The sequence below is a fragment of the Rhodopseudomonas sp. BR0M22 genome (genome assembly GCF_010907035.1).
Classification (GTDB): Bacteria; Pseudomonadota; Alphaproteobacteria; order Rhizobiales; family Xanthobacteraceae; genus Rhodopseudomonas.
In genome coordinates, this window is the sequence record NZ_QUMK01000097.1 from 1 (window position 1) to 13,287 (window position 13,287).

Annotated in this window: 13 protein-coding genes; 8 read left to right on the forward strand and 5 right to left on the reverse strand. The window is 65.5% G+C overall.

Annotated features, from left to right (window positions below):
• Positions 1-208: 208 nt before the first annotated feature.
• Complete coding sequence (locus DY468_RS22975; RefSeq protein ID WP_164607713.1) at positions 209-1,720, reverse strand: malonate--CoA ligase; 1,512 nt, start codon at positions 1,718-1,720, stop codon at positions 209-211.
• A gap of 272 nt (positions 1,721-1,992) precedes the next feature.
• Between DY468_RS22975 and DY468_RS22980 the strand changes: the two genes are divergently transcribed.
• From DY468_RS22980 to DY468_RS22995, 4 genes are all read left to right on the forward strand, one after another.
• Positions 1,993-2,568 carry a fasciclin domain-containing protein gene (locus tag DY468_RS22980; protein WP_164607715.1) on the forward strand — a complete coding sequence of 192 codons (576 nt, stop codon included), beginning with the start codon at positions 1,993-1,995 and terminating at the stop codon, positions 2,566-2,568.
• A 209-nt stretch (positions 2,569-2,777) separates the two neighbouring features.
• Entirely contained in the window at positions 2,778-3,419 is a 642-nt protein-coding gene (locus tag DY468_RS22985) for a cytochrome b/b6 domain-containing protein (RefSeq protein ID WP_164607716.1), read from the forward strand.
• A 114-nt stretch (positions 3,420-3,533) separates the two neighbouring features.
• Positions 3,534-4,313 carry a molybdopterin-dependent oxidoreductase gene (locus DY468_RS22990; protein ID WP_164607718.1) on the forward strand — a complete coding sequence of 260 codons (780 nt, stop codon included), beginning with the start codon at positions 3,534-3,536 and terminating at the stop codon, positions 4,311-4,313.
• 268 nt (positions 4,314-4,581) lie between these two features.
• Entirely contained in the window at positions 4,582-5,094 is a 513-nt protein-coding gene (locus DY468_RS22995; RefSeq protein ID WP_164607720.1) for a superoxide dismutase family protein, read from the forward strand.
• A 149-nt stretch (positions 5,095-5,243) separates the two neighbouring features.
• Here DY468_RS22995 and DY468_RS23000 read toward each other — a convergent pair whose 3' ends face one another.
• Positions 5,244-6,431 carry a YbfB/YjiJ family MFS transporter gene (locus tag DY468_RS23000; protein WP_164607722.1) on the reverse strand — a complete coding sequence of 396 codons (1,188 nt, stop codon included), beginning with the start codon at positions 6,429-6,431 and terminating at the stop codon, positions 5,244-5,246.
• Between the two features lie 225 nt (positions 6,432-6,656).
• Between DY468_RS23000 and leuB the strand changes: the two genes are divergently transcribed.
• Positions 6,657-7,769: a 3-isopropylmalate dehydrogenase gene (leuB, locus tag DY468_RS23005; RefSeq protein ID WP_164607724.1), complete on the forward strand. Its 1,113-nt coding sequence runs from the start codon at positions 6,657-6,659 to the stop codon at positions 7,767-7,769.
• A gap of 168 nt (positions 7,770-7,937) precedes the next feature.
• Here leuB and DY468_RS23010 read toward each other — a convergent pair whose 3' ends face one another.
• Together DY468_RS23010 and DY468_RS23015 are read right to left on the reverse strand one after the other, a co-directional pair.
• Positions 7,938-8,333 (reverse strand): hypothetical protein, encoded by a 396-nt coding sequence (locus tag DY468_RS23010; RefSeq protein ID WP_164607736.1) that lies wholly within the window; start codon positions 8,331-8,333, stop codon positions 7,938-7,940.
• 141 nt (positions 8,334-8,474) lie between these two features.
• Entirely contained in the window at positions 8,475-9,284 is an 810-nt protein-coding gene (locus tag DY468_RS23015; protein WP_164607726.1) for a hypothetical protein, read from the reverse strand.
• Between the two features lie 114 nt (positions 9,285-9,398).
• On the opposite strand from DY468_RS23015, the gene DY468_RS23020 reads away from it, so the two are divergent.
• The gene (locus DY468_RS23020; protein WP_164607728.1) at positions 9,399-10,433 is read left to right on the forward strand and encodes an aspartate-semialdehyde dehydrogenase; all 1,035 of its coding nucleotides are present in this window, start codon (positions 9,399-9,401) and stop codon (positions 10,431-10,433) included.
• A gap of 163 nt (positions 10,434-10,596) precedes the next feature.
• Complete coding sequence (locus DY468_RS23025) at positions 10,597-11,151, forward strand: TIGR00645 family protein (protein ID WP_164607730.1); 555 nt, start codon at positions 10,597-10,599, stop codon at positions 11,149-11,151.
• 150 nt (positions 11,152-11,301) lie between these two features.
• Here the strand turns inward: DY468_RS23025 and DY468_RS23030 are convergent, their stop codons facing one another.
• Entirely contained in the window at positions 11,302-11,946 is a 645-nt protein-coding gene (locus DY468_RS23030; protein WP_164607732.1) for a carbonic anhydrase, read from the reverse strand.
• Between the two features lie 180 nt (positions 11,947-12,126).
• Here DY468_RS23030 and DY468_RS23035 point away from each other — a divergent pair, with 180 nt between their 5' ends.
• Positions 12,127-13,005 carry an HpcH/HpaI aldolase/citrate lyase family protein gene (locus DY468_RS23035; RefSeq protein ID WP_164607734.1) on the forward strand — a complete coding sequence of 293 codons (879 nt, stop codon included), beginning with the start codon at positions 12,127-12,129 and terminating at the stop codon, positions 13,003-13,005.
• The last annotated feature ends 282 nt before the right edge of the window (positions 13,006-13,287 follow it).

Here is a 13,287-nt window from a genome sequence, read left to right on the forward strand (position 1 = left end):
CTCCCCGCAAGGGGGAGGGGAGATTTGACGCCGTGCCTCGCGCCATCATAGCTGGCAGTTAGTTCGCCGCCCCATCCCCCGTCATTCCGGGGCGCTCGCGAGTAGCGAGCGAACCCGGAATCTCGACGTGATGGAAACGACTCGGTGCGCAACAATCTCGGGATTCCGGGTTCGCGCTGCGCGCGCCCCGGAATGACGGCGCGAATTGTTACTTGTAAATGTCCTTGTAGGTGTCGCGCAGCACGTTCTTCTGGACCTTGCCCATGGTGTTGCGCGGCAGATCGTCGACGAACAGCACCTTCTTCGGCATCTTGAACTTGGCGAGCTGGCCGTCGAGGCCCTTGATCACCTGGGCTTCGTCGATCGTGGCGCCCTTGTCGCGCACCACGACGGCGGTGACGCCTTCGCCGAAATCGGCGTGCGGCACGCCGATCACCGCGGATTCGACCACGCCCGGCATGGCGTCGATCTCGCTCTCGATTTCCTTCGGATAGACGTTGAAGCCGCCGGTGATCACCAGATCCTTGCCGCGGCCGAGAATGTGCACGTAGCCGCGCTCGTCGATCTTGCCGAGGTCGCCGGTGATGAAGAAGCCGTCGTCGCGAAACTCGGACTTGGTCTTCTCCGGCATCCGCCAATAGCCCTTGAACACGTTCGGGCCCTTCACCTCGATCATGCCGATCTCGCCGCGCGCCAGCTCCTTGCCGGTTTCCGGATCGGTGACCCGCGCCGACACACCGGGCAGCGCCGGGCCCACCGCGCCGGGGACGCGGTCGCCGTCATACGGGTTCGAGGTGTTCATGTTGGTCTCGGTCATGCCGTAGCGCTCGAGCACGGCGTGGCCGGTGCGCGCCTGCCATTCGCGGTGCGTATCGGCGAGCAGCGGCGCCGAACCGGAGATGAACAGCCGCATATGGCTGGTCGATTCCTTGGTCAGCCGCGGGCTCTGCAGCAGCCGCGTGTAGAACGTCGGCACCCCCATCAGCACGGTGGCCCGCGCCATCAGGTCGATGATCCGGTCCGGGTCGAGCTTGGGCAGGAAGATCATCGATCCGCGCGCGAACAGCGTGACGTTGCTGGCCACGAACAATCCGTGCGTGTGATAGATCGGCAGCGCGTGGATCAGCACGTCGTCCGGCGTAAAGCGCCAGACATCGACCAGCGTCAGCGAGTTCGACGCCAGATTGTCGTGGCTGAGCATCGCGCCCTTGGAGCGGCCGGTGGTGCCCGACGTGTACAGGATCGCCGCGAGATCATCGGCGCCGCGCTCGACCGTGGCGAACGCCTCGCTGGCCTTTGCGGCCGCTTCGGTGAGCGAGCCTTGCCCGTCCGGCCCGAGGGTTTCGACCGTCGCACCGACCTTGGCGGCGATCTCCGCAATGCCGTCGCGCTTCGACGGATCGCACACCACGATCTTCGGCTCCGCATCGGTGATGAAGTAATCCAGTTCGTGCAGCGTGTAGGCGGTGTTGAGCGGCAGATACACGCCGCCGGCCCGCACCGTGGCCAGATACAGCACCAGCGCCTCGACCGACTTCTCGGTTTGCGCCGCAACACGGTCGCCGACCTTCAGGCCCCGATCGACCAGCACGTTGGCGACGCGCCCGGCCCGCCCAACCAGATCGGCGTAGCTAATCTTGTCGCCTGCCGCGGTTTCGATCGCAAGTTTGTGCGGGGCGTCGAGCTTATCGAACAGGCGGGCGAACAGGTTGGCGTTCATGTCGATGTTCCGGTCGCGTCAGGTTGTCGGGAGAGCGGGGTTGATTAGCAAGAACGCTCCGACCAGCGCAACGCCAGAACCGGGCCAGGGCGCGCCTAAACGAACAAAGTCGCGTTCGGTTTCAGCCTGCGACAAAAAAGATTCCCTGAAACGGCGCCGAAAACCTGCCGTAGCTCGCCGCGACCAGATGACGAACCACTGGGGGTTCGCACAGGGGTCATCAACCTCGCCCGCGACGGTCGCGGGCTGCAATCACTTTCGGGAGAAAACCAATGTCGAAGCGAATTGCTCTGCTGACCGCCGCCGCTTTCAGCGCTGTCGCGCTCACCGCTACGCTGAGCGTCCCGGCTGCCGCCGAATCCGGCAAGATGATGAAGCACTCCGGCGACACCGTGATGGTCGGCGGCGCACCGATGTATCCGTCGAAGAACATCGTCGAAAACGCCGTCAAATCCAAGGATCACACCACGCTGGTCGCCGCCGTGAAGGCTGCCGGCCTGGTCAAGACGCTGGAGGGCAAGGGCCCGTTCACGGTGTTCGCGCCGACCAACGCGGCATTCGACAAGCTGCCGGCCGGCACCGTCGAGACCCTCGTGAAGCCGGAGAACAAGAAGCAGCTCACCAAGATCCTCACCTACCATGTGGTGCCCGGCAAGCTCGAAGCCGCCGACCTTACCGAAGGCAAGAAGCTGAAGACGGTGGAAGGCGAGACCCTGACGGTGAAGCGGATGGGCGACCAGGTGATGCTGATCGACACCAAGGGCGGCAGCTCGACGGTGACGATCCCGAACGTCAACCAGTCGAACGGCGTGATCCATGTGATCGATACCGTGCTGCTGCCGTCGTAATCCAAGCTCGTCTCCGCAGCGCGTCACGTCCCCCAGCGCCGCGGAGACTGCGGCGACCTGCCGCGAGAGAGGCGCGGGCCGGACAACCGGCTCGCGCTTTCGTGATCCCGATCGCGCGCCAAGCCGCGATGATCGATAATCGGCAGTAACGAAACAGGCGCATTGCCCGTAATGTCCGGTGTAAGCGCTGGCTTTCAGGAATAGGGCCGATGTCCACCACCGCACTGACCGATCCGTCGCCGACGACCACGACAGCCCCGACATCCGGCGCCACCGTGCATCCGCTATGGGTGCGGGTGATGCATTGGATCAACGCCATCGCAATGCTGACGATGATCCTCTCGGGCTGGCAAATCTACAATGCCGCGCCGCTGTTCGACTTTCAGTTCGCCCGAAGCCTGACGCTCGGCGGCTGGCTCGGCGGCGGACTGCTCTGGCACTTCGCCGCGATGTGGGTGCTGGTGATCAACGGCCTGCTCTACGTCGTCCTCGGCTTCGCCACCGGCCGGTTTCGCCGCAAGCTGTGGCCGATCTCGTTCTCGGCCATCACCTCCGACCTGTCGCAGGCGGTCCGGCTCCGGCTGTCGCATGACGACCTCGACCGCTACAACGCGGTGCAGAAGGCGCTGTATGTCGGCGTGTTGCTGGTCGGCGTGGTGATCGTGGCGTCCGGCCTCGCGATCTGGAAGCCCGTGCAGTTCCATGTCCTGACCGCTCTCCTCGGTGGCTACGACGCCGCGCGCTACGTGCATTTTGCAGCGATGAGCGCAATCGTGGTGTTCGCCGTGATCCACATCGCGCTGGCCGCCCTGGTGCCGAAGGCGCTGCGGGCGATGATCATCGGACGCTGAACTCGAAGCAGTTTCTCCGTCATGGCGAGCTCAGCAAAGCAACCCAGCCTCCGTGCACTGAACTGGATTGCCTCGTCGCTGCGCTCCTCGCAATGACGCCAAGAGGACAAGGACATGCTGCGCATCAAAAGATTGCTGATCCCGGGCGTCGACAAGAAGCTGCTGGTCCGCGACGCCGCCAGACTGATGCCGGATGTCTCGCGGCGGCGGTTTCTGGCAGGGGGCGCCAGCCTCGGCGCCCTGACGTTGCTGACCGGATGCGACGTCGTGGACGGCGACAGCGCCGAGCATCTGCTGGCCAAGGTGTCGAAATTCAACGACGCAGTGCAGGCGGCGATCTTCAACCCGAACACGCTGGCGCCGACCTTCAGCGAGAAGGAGATCACCCGGCCGTTCCCGTTCAATGCCTACTACTCGCTCGACGAAGCACCGACGATCGACGGGGGCGAATGGAAGCTGGAGGTCTCGGGGCTGGTCCAGAACAAGAAGAGTTGGACCTTGCAGGAGCTGACGCAACTGCCGGAGGTGTCGCAGATCACCCGGCATGTCTGCGTCGAAGGCTGGAGCGCGATCGGCCAGTGGAGTGGCGTGCGCCTGCGCGATTTCCTCGAACTGATCGGTGCCGACACCAAAGCGAACTACGTCTGGTTCCGCTGTGCCGACGACTACACCTCGCCGATCGACATGCCGACCGCGCTGCATCCGCAGACCCAGATGACCTTCAAGTTCGGCGGCGAAGTGCTGCCGCGCGCCTACGGCTATCCGATGAAGATCCGGATCCCGACCAAGCTCGGCTTCAAGAATCCCAAATACGTCGTGTCGATGGAAGTGACCAACGACTACAAAGGCGGCTACTGGGAAGACCAGGGCTACAACTCGTTCAGCGGGTTGTAGTCGTTCACTCACGTCATTCCGGGGCACGCGCAACGCGCGTGAACCCGGAATCCCGCGATTGTCGCGGCCAGCTCGTGCCCTCGTATCTCGAGATTCCGGGTTCGCTCACTCGCGTGAGCGCCCCGGAATGACTCGTGGAAATTCTGTCACGTCCCAACAGTCCCAAAAAGTTCCCGGCCGAATCCGCGGCCAATCGCGTGTTGGCGTCGTGGCGGACGCGGTGTTAGCGTCGCGCATCACGTTTCAGAACACGTCACGGGAGGTCCTGATGATTCTGCGAGCTTTGTTGTGCACCGGCGCGCTGCTCGGCGTCACCACGGCGGCGATGGCGGCGGACAGCGCCAAGGCCACGCTGAAAAACGCCGAAGGCGCCGAGGTCGGCACCGCAATGCTGACCGAGGGCAGCAAGGGCGTCACCATCAAGCTGGCGCTGAAGGGCCTGCCGCCGGGCGAGCACGCTTTCCACATTCATGCGGTCGGCAAGTGCGAGCCGCCGTTCACCTCGGCGGGCGGTCACTTCAATCCGGAGAACAAGAAGCACGGCAAGATGGCCGAGGGCGGCGCCCATGCGGGCGACATGCCGAACCTCGACGTGCCGGCTTCCGGCGCGCTCAGCATCGATGTCGTCAACGACGCGGTGACGCTCGCCAAGGGCAAGCCGAACTCAGTGTTCAAGGACGGCGGCACCGCGCTGGTGATCCACGCCAAGGCCGACGACTACAAGTCCGATCCGGCCGGCAACGCCGGCGACCGCATCGCCTGCGGCGTGATCGAACCGTAGCAACCCGCACCGTCATCCCGGGGCGCGCGCAGCGCGAACCCGGGATCTCGATGGTCAGGGCACGCACCCAAGGGACCACGTCGCAATAACCTCTGGATTCCGGGTTCGCTTGCTGCGCAAGCGCCCCGGAATGACGGTGCGAGTTGGGGCTACTGACGCAACGGCCGCTGAAGCGCCGACAGCGCGGCGCCGATCGCCAGCGTCGCGGCGGAGACCGCCAGCGCCGACGACAGGCTGCCGATCGCGTCGGTGATGGCGCCGACCACCAGCGGGCCGAGGGTCTGGCCGATACCGAACGCGATCGTCAGCGCGGCGATCGCGCCGGGCCAGGCCGCTTGCGGATAGTTGAGGCGGACGAAGGCCGTGGTCGAGGCCGCCACCGCGAAGAACGACACCCCGAACACCAGCGCCGAGGTCGCCAGCATCACGGGCGACAGGCTGAACAGCGGCAGCACGGCGCCGACCGCATTGACGGCCAGGATGATGGTGGTCGACAGCCCGCCGCGATGCAGCGCCATCACCCGGCGCCACACCCAGGGCGTGACGAAGGCGCTGATCCCGATCAGGCACCAGAACGCGCTCTGCGCCGCGGCGCCGCCGCCGGCGTCGCGCACATAGGCGATCATGAAGGTCATGTAGGCGATGTAGCCGGCGCCGAACATGAAATAGCCGGCCAGATAGATCAGCACCGGGGCGATCCGGAACGGCGCGACTGGGCCGCCGCCGAGCCCGGCATCGACCCCGATCGGCGCCAGCAGCACCGGCAGGGTCATCGCGGCCGACAGCGCCGCCAGTACCAGCCAGCCGAGCCACCACGAGCCGGGCCCGGCCGCCTGCAGCAGGAATGGCGCGATCAACCCCGACGACAGGATGCCGATGCCGGGGCCGGCATAGAACAGGCTGAGCAGAAACGCCGACCGCGCCGGCTGCGCCTGGGCGATGGTGGTGGCGAGCGCGCCGCCGGCCACGAACGCCAGCGCCGCGCCGATCCCGGCGATCAGCCGCGCCGCCGACAGCAGCGCGAAATTGCCCGACAGCGCGCACAGCGCCAGCGACGCGACGCAGGCCAGCGTGCCGATCCGAACGATCGCCGCCATGCCGAACCGCGCGACCAGCCGGGACGTCACCAGCGCGCCGGCCAGGTAGCCGGCCGCATTGATGGTGTTCATGAATCCGGCCGCCGAATACGACCAGCCGAGGCTGTCGCGCATGTCCGGCAGCAGCAGCGAATAGGCGAAACGGCCGATGCCGAGCCCCACGGTCGGGGCGAGCGACAGAATCAGGATCAGGCGCGCGGGATGAGCGGGCGCCGCCTCGGTGCGGTCGAGCAGGGTCAAGGAAGGTCTCCGGCACCGTCATTGTGACAGCGAATGCGCCGCAGCGGCAACACGCAGCGACGGCAACACTGTCTTGCCAAGCCGGCACCGGCGATCTAGCACTCGGCCCGCGAATTCCTCACGGCGTCATTGCCGGGCTCGACCCGGCAATCCAGCTTCTTGCGAGACGGATGGATGCCCGGGTCAAGCCCGGGCATGACGACCTCCATTGATATCGAGGCACATATGGCAACGCACAAACTGCTTCTTCTTCCCGGCGACGGCATCGGCACCGAGGTGATGGCCGAGGTCAGCCGGCTGATCGACTGGCTCAACAAGGCCGGCATTGCCAGCTTCGAGACCGAGCATGGCCTGGTCGGCGGCGCCGCCTACGATGCCGACAAGGTGGCCATCACCGACGCCACCATGGCGCTGGCGCAGGCTTCCGACGCGGTGATCTTCGGCGCGGTCGGCGGCCCGAAGTGGGACGGCGTGCCCTACGACGCGCGGCCCGAGGCCGGCCTGCTGCGGCTGCGCAAGGATCTGGCGCTGTTCGCCAATCTCCGCCCGGCGGTGTGCTACCCGGCGCTCGCGGAAGCCTCTAGCCTGAAGCCCGACGTGGTCGAAGGCCTCGACATCATGATCGTGCGCGAGCTGACCGGCGGCGTGTATTTCGGCGAACCGAAGACCATCACCGATCTCGGCAACGGCCAGAAGCGCGCGGTCGACACCCAGGTTTACGACACCTACGAGATCGAGCGCATCGGCCGGGTCGCGTTCGACCTCGCCCGCAAGCGCCGCAACAAGGTCACCTCGATGGAGAAGCGCAACGTCATGAAGACGGGCGTGCTCTGGAACGAAGTGATCACCGCCGTGCACGACCGCGAGTACAAGGACGTCCAGCTCGACCACCAGCTCGCCGATTCCGGCGGCATGAACCTCGTCAAGTGGCCGAAGCAGTTCGACGTCATCGTCACCGACAACCTGTTCGGCGACATGCTGAGCGACATCGCCGCGATGCTGACCGGCTCGCTGGGGATGCTGCCGTCGGCCTCGCTCGGCGAGATCGACGCCAAGACCGGCAAGCGCAAGTCGATGTACGAGCCGGTGCACGGCTCGGCGCCCGATATCGCCGGCAAGGGCATGGCCAACCCGGTGGCGATGCTGGCCTCGTTCGGCATGGCGCTGCGCTACTCGCTCGACATGGGCGCGCTCGCCGACAAGCTCGACGAAGCGATCGCCGCGGTGCTGGCCAAGGGCCTGCGCACCGCCGACATCAAGAGCGACGGCGCGACCGTGGTGTCGACCTCGCAGATGGGCGAAGCGATCGTCACCGAGCTGCAGGCGCTGCACGCCTGACGACCTGGTTCGCGGACGTGGTCCACGAAGCCGTCTTTACAGAAATCCGATGAACCGCCGGGCCAGCCCCGGCGGTCACGTCGAGCAGAAAATGAAAACGCCCGCCGGATTCGGCGGGCGTTGTCGTTTCTGGAGCTGTTCCGGGCGGCGGCGGGTGCCGCAGGCCGATCAGTACAGCGGGAAACCGGTCGGAGAGCCGCCGAGATCGGAGGCCGGATTGAGCGGCCAACGATCGATCGGGCGCTGGCCGTTCTCGCGGGCGAACGAGTAACCCGGCGGGAAAGCGTAGTCGGAGAAGTGGCGTTCGCCGGGCTGCACCTCGGTGCCGGCGTCGAGCCAGGACCGCTTGGTGACGTAGACCCGGGTGCGCGGGCCGGCCTGATAGACCCGATTCGGGCCGCGGGCGCCGTAGCGGATCTGGTCGGAGGTGTAGCCGCGCTTCTTCGGCGCGGCATCGGCAGTGCTGGCACCGATCACGGCGACAGCGGCTGCCGCGAGCAGCACCGGCAACAGTCTGGCGGCAGTGAATTTCACGAACATCGGAGTCCCCATCGGCAGGCGCATTCCAGTTTCACCCTTGTAGCCGTCGCCGCATACCCGCCACAAGGTCAATCCGGCAACACCGGGCGACAATCCTTCAATCCGCCCGTCGCCGAATTGTTGCATGAACTCCAGAGCGTTACCGCGCCGACGAGCGGTTTCGCCCTACAACCGGCCGCGTAGCACGGGGTCCTGGAGGCCGGTCACCCAGTCGGCCGGGGCCGAAGCGCTCGGGATGTGATTCGGCGCGCAGCCACTGCGGCGCAGCTCCGCCTGGGCAAACGCTGCGGCGGTTGCGGCATCGCCGCTCAGCAGCACCAGCCGGTCGAGCAGGCAAGCCGCGGCCGCCCGCCGTTCGGGACCGGTCTCGCCCCGGCAGGAGAAGCCGGAAATCCGCAGGCCCGCCGCCTCGATCGGTTTGACGAAGCCAAGGCAGGCACGGGCCGGCCGGTCGTCCCCAATCAGGCTGAACAGCTGCACCGGGCCGAATTTGGTCTCGATCACCCCGGCGGTCTCGACCGACGCCGTGCCGCGGTGGTCCATCCGGCTCGCCAGATCGGCGTCCGCCGCCGGACCGGGAGCCTCCCCGCCAATCCGATAGATCTCGATCTCGGCGGCGGCCGGCTCGCCAGTTCCGGCGAAGCGCAGGATGTCTTTGCGGCCGCCGGCCGGATGGCGCAGAATTTCGGTCGTTTCGGTCTTGCCCGGCCAATCGAGCTGGCTGACGGCGAACGCCGGCGGCGACCGGTCCGCCACGCTCCAGCCCGATCCGGCCTCGGCGGTGGTCGCCGCGGTGACCGCGGCATCGGTCAGAGGATTGGCGGTATAGAAGACGATCAGCCCGATCAGCGCCAGCGCGCCGGCATAGGCCAGCACCCGCAATACCGTATCCCGGCATTCCTCGGCGAAGCTGGTCAGAGCGGGGTGAATCCGGGAGGAGGAGGCGGCGCCGCGGAGGGCCGGGTTGCTTCGCATTGCGCGGGCTCGAATGGGTACTACGTTGTGTCCGCGGCGTTTCTCGCATAGAAGCGCTGACTTCTCCTTGCTGCGGCTTGCCGCAGCGGAGCAAATTCCTTCGGAGAGTGAACGATGGGTTACAAAGTCGCGGTAGTGGGTGCGACCGGCAATGTCGGGCGTGAAATGCTCGCCATTCTGGACGAACGCAAGTTCCCGGCCGACGAGGTGGTGGCGCTGGCATCGCGCCGCTCGGTCGGCGTCGAGGTGAGCTACGGCGACAAAACCCTGAAATGCAAGGCGCTCGAGCACTACGACTTCAGCGACGTCGACATCTGCCTGATGTCGGCCGGCGGCGAAGTGTCAAAGGAATGGTCGCCGAAGATCGGTGCGCAGGGCGCGGTGGTGATCGACAACTCCAGCGCGTGGCGGATGGACCCGGACGTGCCGCTGATCGTTCCGGAAGTGAACGCCGCGGCCGCCGCCGGCTTCACCAAGAAGAACATCATCGCCAACCCGAACTGCTCGACCGCGCAGCTCGTGGTGGCGCTGAAGCCGCTGCACGACCACGCCAAGATCAAGCGCGTGGTGGTGTCGACCTATCAGTCGGTGTCGGGAGCCGGCAAGGATGCGATGGACGAACTGTTCTCGCAGACCAAGGCCGTCTACACCAACGACGAGCTGGTGAATAAGAAATTCCCCAAGCGGATCGCCTTCAACCTCATCCCGCAGATCGACGTCTTCATGGAAGACGGCTTTACCAAGGAAGAGTGGAAGATGATGGCCGAGACCAAGAAGATTCTCGACCCCAAGATCAAACTGACGGCGACCTGCGTGCGGGTGCCGGTGTTCGTCAGCCATTCCGAAGCGGTCAACATCGAGTTCGAGAACCCGATCACCGCCGACGAGGCGCGCGAGATCCTGCGCAAGGCGCCGGGTTGCCTGGTGATCGACAAGCACGAGCCGGGCGGCTACGTCACGCCTTACGAAGCCGCCGGCGAGGACGCCACCTACATCAGCCGCATCCGCGAGGACGCGACGGTGGAGAACGGCCTGGTGCTGTGGTGCGTGTCCGACAACCTGCGCAAGGGCGCGGCGCTGAACGCGATCCAGATCGCCGAAGCGCTGATCAACCGCAAGCTGATCACCGCCAAGAAGCAGGCGGCGTAACTCTGTAAGGCGGACAGGCGCGATAGCGCCGCTCCGCGGTGCAGATCAAACTAAACAATGGCCGGGCCTCGTCCCGGCCATTTGTTTGCCCGCGGACGATCGGTACTGACGAAGTCCCGCCGGCACGCTAGGCTCGCTCCGCTTCATTGTCGTAAAGCGAGCCATGACCGAACAACCTCCCGCTTCGAAATCCAGAACACCCGGCAGCCGCATCGAGCGCGGCTTCGAGACCATGCTGTTCAACAGCCGCTGGCTGATGGCGCCGTTCTATTTCGGCCTGGTGATCAGCCTTGCGGTGCTGCTCTACAAATTCGTGATGCTGCTTTACGAATTCATCGTGCACGCAACGATCGCCAAGGAAGCCGACATCATCCTCGGCGTGCTCAGCCTGATCGACGTGTCGCTGACCGGCAATCTGGTCCTGATCGTGGTGTTTTCGGGCTACGAGAACTTCGTGTCGCGGATCGACCCCGGCGATCATCCGGATTGGCCGGAGTGGATGACCAAGGTCGATTTCGCCGGACTGAAGCAGAAGCTGCTGGCCTCGATCGTGGCGATCTCGGCAATCCAGGTGCTCAAAGCATTCATGAACATCGACAGCTACGATCAGACCAAGCTCGCCTGGCTGGTCGGCATCCATCTGGTGTTCGTGGTCTCGACCCTGATCATGGCACTGTCCGATCGCTGGGGCCACGGCGACGACAAGGGCGGACATTAGCCACCGTCCGCCGGACCTGGCTCCCTGCACGACGTCATGCGCGGGCCGGACCCGCGCACCGATCCGGCGCGAAGCGCCAGGAACGTCGAGCTGAGGAGGTTCGAAGCGATGGATTGCCGATCGAACCCGGCCATCACGACGTGATCCGTCTCACGCCACCTTCACGGCCGGCACGAATTGTTTGCTGTCCTGATCGAGTACGAACAGGTCACCGTCGGCGACGCCGAAATAGGCCCCGTGAAGCTGCAGACGGCCGCGTTCGACCAGGATCTGGATGCAGGGGAAGGTCATCAGGTTCTCGATGCTGCGGAATACCGCGGCCTTCTCGATCCGGGTACGAAACTCCTGCACGCTCTCGTGGTCGCGCTTCTCGACCACCTCGCCCGGCTTGGTGAACATCTGCATCCAGCGGCCGATGAAGTCGCTCTCGGTCAGCGGCGGGGTCTTGTCGGTGAAGGCTTTGATACCACCGCATTGGGCATGGCCGAGCACCACGATGTGCTTCACCTTCAGCACCTGAACGGCAAATTCCAGCGCCGCCGAAACGCCGTGGGCACCGCCATCGGGCTCGTACACCGGCACCAGATTGGCGACGTTGCGGACCACGAAGATTTCACCGGGACCGGCGTCGAAGATCACCTCGGGCGAGACGCGGCTGTCGCAGCAGCCGATCACCATCACTTCCGGCGACTGTCCGCGCTCCGAAAGTTCGCGATAGCGAGTCTGCTCGGTCGGCAGCCGCTGGTTTCGGAACGCTTCGTAACCCGAGATCAGGGACGTCGGAAAAGAGGTCATCGGCGCGGTCTCTCCATCGGTTGGAACATTGGCGCGTATGCGAGCGGATGGATGCGACCAGGATGCGCGCGCGCCTGATCCCGCACCGATAATCACAGGACGCGGCCGCGAACAAGCCTTCCGGCCCGAGGGCCGAGATGCTATCGCCTCGGCCGATTTTCGTTTTGCCAGGGGGAAACCATGATCCGACCGCGCCGCAGCCTGTTGTTCATGCCGGGATCGAACGCGCGGGCGCTCGAAAAGGCCCGGCTGCTGCCGGCCGACGGCCTGATCCTGGACCTCGAAGACGCGGTGGCGCCGGACGCCAAGGATACGGCGCGCGATCAGATTGCCGCGGCAGTGGCGGCCAAGGGCTACGGCAAGCGTGAGATCCTGGTGCGGATCAACGCACTCGACACCGCGTGGTGGCAGGACGACATCGCGATGGCCGCAAAGGCCGGACCTGACGGCATTCTAGTGCCGAAGGTCTCGACCATCGAAGATATCGCCACTGTGGGCAACAAGCTCGCCGAACTCGGCGCCGATCCGTCGATCCGGGTCTGGATCATGATCGAGACCGCCCGCGGTGTGTTGCATGCCGAGGAACTGGCTGCACAGAAGCACGACGCCAAGTCGCGGCTCGAAGGCTTCGTATTCGGCCCCAACGACATCTCGCGCGAGACCGGCATCCGGATGCTGCCCGGCCGCTCCACCATGCTGTCGATGATCACCCATTGCGTGCTCGCCGCCCGCGTCCACGGCCTGATCGCCCTCGACGGCCCCTACAGCGACATCGGCAATGTCGATGGTCTCTCGGAAGAGTGCGCGCAGGCCCGCGATCTCGGCTTCGACGGCAAGACCCTGATCCATCCCGGCCAGATCGACGCCTGCAACGCCGCCTTCACGCCGCCGGCGGAAGACATCGCCCAGGCCCGCAAGATCCTTGCGGCGTTCGAACGCCCCGAGAACCAGGGCCGCGGCGCCATCCAACTCGACGGCCGCATGGTCGAACGCCTGCACGCCGAAATCGCCAAGAAGACGATTGCGATCGCGGATGCGATCGAAACGGCGGGTCACTGAGCGCCACGGACACCAATCAGTCGGGAGTCATTCCGGGGCGCGAGCGATAGCTCGCGAACCCGGAATCCCGAGATTGTCGTGCGACCGGCGGTGCTTTGAACGTCGAGATTCCTGTATCTGCGATGTGCTGGTGCATAGTCAGCGCGACAGAGGCCGCTCGGTAGATTCCCGGCCGATCATCTCGCCGTAACCCGGTGCGGGCGCCTCTGTCGGTGTTGCTTGATCGAACAGTCGCACGGGCATTGCCGTTGCGGTGATCGCCCGCATACAGGACCGATCCCA

What these genes read in the sequence shown, in the direction of transcription:
- DY468_RS22975 (WP_164607713.1), bottom strand. Translation starts at nt 1,720, where the DNA reads ATGAACGCCAACCTGTTCGCCCGCCTGTTCGATAAGCTCGACGCCCCG.
- DY468_RS22980 (WP_164607715.1), top strand. Translation starts at nt 1,993, where the DNA reads ATGTCGAAGCGAATTGCTCTGCTGACCGCCGCCGCTTTCAGCGCTGTC.
- DY468_RS22985 (WP_164607716.1), top strand. Translation starts at nt 2,778, where the DNA reads ATGTCCACCACCGCACTGACCGATCCGTCGCCGACGACCACGACAGCC.
- DY468_RS22990 (WP_164607718.1), top strand. Translation starts at nt 3,534, where the DNA reads ATGCTGCGCATCAAAAGATTGCTGATCCCGGGCGTCGACAAGAAGCTG.
- DY468_RS22995 (WP_164607720.1), top strand. Translation starts at nt 4,582, where the DNA reads ATGATTCTGCGAGCTTTGTTGTGCACCGGCGCGCTGCTCGGCGTCACC.
- leuB (WP_164607724.1), top strand. Translation starts at nt 6,657, where the DNA reads ATGGCAACGCACAAACTGCTTCTTCTTCCCGGCGACGGCATCGGCACC.
- DY468_RS23010 (WP_164607736.1), bottom strand. Translation starts at nt 8,333, where the DNA reads ATGCGCCTGCCGATGGGGACTCCGATGTTCGTGAAATTCACTGCCGCC.
- DY468_RS23015 (WP_164607726.1), bottom strand. Translation starts at nt 9,284, where the DNA reads ATGCGAAGCAACCCGGCCCTCCGCGGCGCCGCCTCCTCCTCCCGGATT.
- DY468_RS23020 (WP_164607728.1), top strand. Translation starts at nt 9,399, where the DNA reads ATGGGTTACAAAGTCGCGGTAGTGGGTGCGACCGGCAATGTCGGGCGT.
- DY468_RS23025 (WP_164607730.1), top strand. Translation starts at nt 10,597, where the DNA reads ATGACCGAACAACCTCCCGCTTCGAAATCCAGAACACCCGGCAGCCGC.
- DY468_RS23030 (WP_164607732.1), bottom strand. Translation starts at nt 11,946, where the DNA reads ATGACCTCTTTTCCGACGTCCCTGATCTCGGGTTACGAAGCGTTCCGA.
- DY468_RS23035 (WP_164607734.1), top strand. Translation starts at nt 12,127, where the DNA reads ATGATCCGACCGCGCCGCAGCCTGTTGTTCATGCCGGGATCGAACGCG.